The following is a 2,510-nucleotide window of genomic DNA, read 5'->3' as shown; positions in this document are numbered from 1 at the left end:
ACCACCGACGGCATCCACGACCTCCACAAGAGCGATGGCACGACAGGCCACTACTCCCACGGGACCGCCGACCCTACGCCCGACCAGCGAAAACGCATCCCTCAAGTCCGGAAAGACAACAGCTTCTAAGGGCCGCGGAGCGGACATGAACCGCCGGGGAAGGCTGCCCCGCGGTGGCTCCCGGCCAGCGACAGCCCGTGCACCCGACGCGCCGGACGACCCCTCGGCCGCCGGCGGTTGGGCAGCAAAGTCCAAGATCGGCACCCTCGCGGACGAAGACCCCGTCCACGCAACGGAGGGACCGGCGGGAGGGGTGGCCTACAGGACAGGGGGGATGAGCTGGGTATCGAGCGGTGCGCTTTCACGGCAGTCACTGGAAGTCCGTGGCGGAGTCCATACCTTCACCCGTTTGGGTCAACGCCCGCGCGCGGGTCGACCCGCTCGGCTGCACGGGTCGGCGGAAGGGCAACCGGTCAGGTTCGCGGCCGTCCGAGCCCAGGGAGGCGGTGCGCCGGTCACGCTCTCGCCGAGCAGCTTGGGGTGGGTGCACGGAGGATGCACAAGAGGCCCATCCATGATGCACGCCGGGCGGTCCAAGGCCGGCTTGCGGCCGGGCCCGCTGATCGCGGCGGCTTCGTACGCACCCGACCAGCCAGGAGACACGTGATGGCAGCGACCACGGATTTGCTCGTACCGGCGTTGCGCGATGTCCGTAACGCCCAAGCCGCAGTCGTCGACAGGTTCCAGGCTCATATCGCCGTCACCCCCACCGGGACGTACCGGCGGATCCTGGAGCGCCATATTGCCGACGCCCAAGACCATGTCAGCAGCATCGATCAACATGTGGAGCAGCTGCAGCCGCACGACCCGCTCCGGGATGCCTTCGAGGGGGCTCGTCACCTTGCAGGGCAGGCCACCCGGGTTGCCCGGCTGCCCCTCGACGTCGCCATGGCGGTACCGATCGGCGTGTTGCGGGGCCGGAGAAGGGCCGCGGAGCGCCAGCTGCTGAAGAACGCCGAGGACGAGTACGCGATCACCGCCTTGGCCGTGGCTACCTGCCGGGCCGGCGAAAGCATCGCCCGGGAGGCCGACGACGCCGCCGGCGCGGACCTGCTCGGCTCGATCCGCCGCCACGACGAGGAACTGCTGCAAAAGCTCGGCGACAGCCTTGAGGAGAGCGCCGGGGCGGTGGTGGCCGCCGCGAACGGCGGCCGCCGTGCGGAGCGGGTCGGCTCCACCGGGGGCGCACAGGCGGTCCGTGCCGGTTGGAGCCGCCTGCAGGAGACGGTCGCGGGCGCGATCGGGCGGCTGCCCGGCGTGACCCGGATGTGGAGCGAGCTGAAGGGAGCCGCGGTAGCGGAGGACGAGCTGCCGATTCCCGGCTACGGCGAGCTGACCGCCATCGAGGTCACCGACCGGCTGCCGCGCCTGGCCCAGGCCGACCTGGCCACGATCGAGGGCTACGAGCGGGCCCATGCGGGCCGTACCACGATCCTGAACAAGATCGCGGACCTGCGCGAGAGCGAGCCCTGGCCCGGTTACGACTCCATGAAGGCCGACGAAATCCGCACCCTGATGCACGTGGCCGACGCCGACCTCGCCCAGCAGGTACTCGACTACGAGCGCCGCCACCAAGAACGCACCACCATCACCACGGCCGCCGAACGCATAACCATCTGACCGGATGAGCCGTCCGGCCCCCGTCAGCGGGGCGCGGATGCTTCCTGCCCACCGGCGGCGCGGCGCAAGTCACTTGATGCGACCGGGGGCGCGCACTGCGGTTCGCCGTGGTGTCGCTGCTCTGCCGCCAGGTGAGCCGTCCCTACGATCGGAAGGTGGACGACACCCGAGCGGAGAACACCCAAGTGGACGACACGGACGTGGAAGGCGCTGTCGACTTCCCGGCCGATCTCCTGCAGCTGCAGCGTGAGCTGGATGCGGTGCGGCGCGAGTTCGTGCGATGGCGCCGTGGCGTGCGGGCGAGCAGCAGGTGATCGACACGCTGTGGGCCACGCAGTCCGAGCTGGCCGACGCCGTGGCCGGGCACTCGTTCCGGCGCGGGGCGGGGCCGATGCGGTCGGCCGGGCCTGCTCCTCCCGGTTTGCGGTGGCCGCCGGCGGCAGGAGGATGCACCAGGGGGCCCGCCGTCCGGGATCGCCGGCCCGTCCGCCCTTGCGTCTGCGGCGTGGTGCGCTGCAGACGGGATCGCGAGAGGAGGTCACGTTGATCGCCACAGCCTGGTGCGGCCGTCGGCTGGCCCGGGCAGCCGAGTGGCTGACCACGCCTCTGCTGCCCGAGGACTACCTCGGACTTGTCAATCCCCTGTGGTCTGCTTCCGAGCCGCGCGGATGCGTCGAAAGCGTCAGGCGCGAGACCGCGGATGCCACCACGCTGCTGATCCGGCCCGGCCGCGGTTGGGCCGGCCACCAACCCGGACATCACCTCCGCGTGGGAGTGGAGATCCAGGGAGTGCTCCACTGGCGGGTCTACTCGATCACTTCCGCGCCCGA

The 2,510-nt window shown here is 70.9% G+C and carries 2 protein-coding genes and 1 pseudogene; all 3 read left to right on the top strand.

Annotated elements, in window-relative coordinates:
* Positions 1-666 precede the first annotated feature (666 nt).
* Positions 667-1,680 carry a hypothetical protein gene (locus tag FCI23_RS55220; protein ID WP_136731696.1) on the top strand — a complete coding sequence of 338 codons (1,014 nt, stop codon included), beginning with the start codon at positions 667-669 and terminating at the stop codon, positions 1,678-1,680.
* Positions 1,681-1,835: 155 nt separating this feature from the next.
* Positions 1,836-1,994, top strand: a complete 159-nt coding sequence (locus tag FCI23_RS58010) for a hypothetical protein (RefSeq protein ID WP_169317486.1) — start codon at positions 1,836-1,838, stop codon at positions 1,992-1,994.
* 229 nt (positions 1,995-2,223) lie between these two features.
* Positions 2,224-2,510, top strand: a pseudogene (locus FCI23_RS55215) (ferredoxin reductase); the annotation flags it as partial.

This window comes from Actinacidiphila oryziradicis (genome assembly GCF_005047355.1).
GTDB classification, from domain to species: domain Bacteria; phylum Actinomycetota; class Actinomycetes; order Streptomycetales; family Streptomycetaceae; genus Actinacidiphila; species Actinacidiphila oryziradicis.
The sequence above is the reverse complement of the archived record's forward strand: the minus strand, read 5'-3'. Positions and strand labels throughout refer to the sequence as shown.

Bases quoted from the DNA above. Each gene is read 5' to 3' on its own strand.
- FCI23_RS55220 (WP_136731696.1), top strand. From the start codon at position 667: ATGGCAGCGACCACGGATTTGCTCGTACCGGCGTTGCGCGATGTCCGT.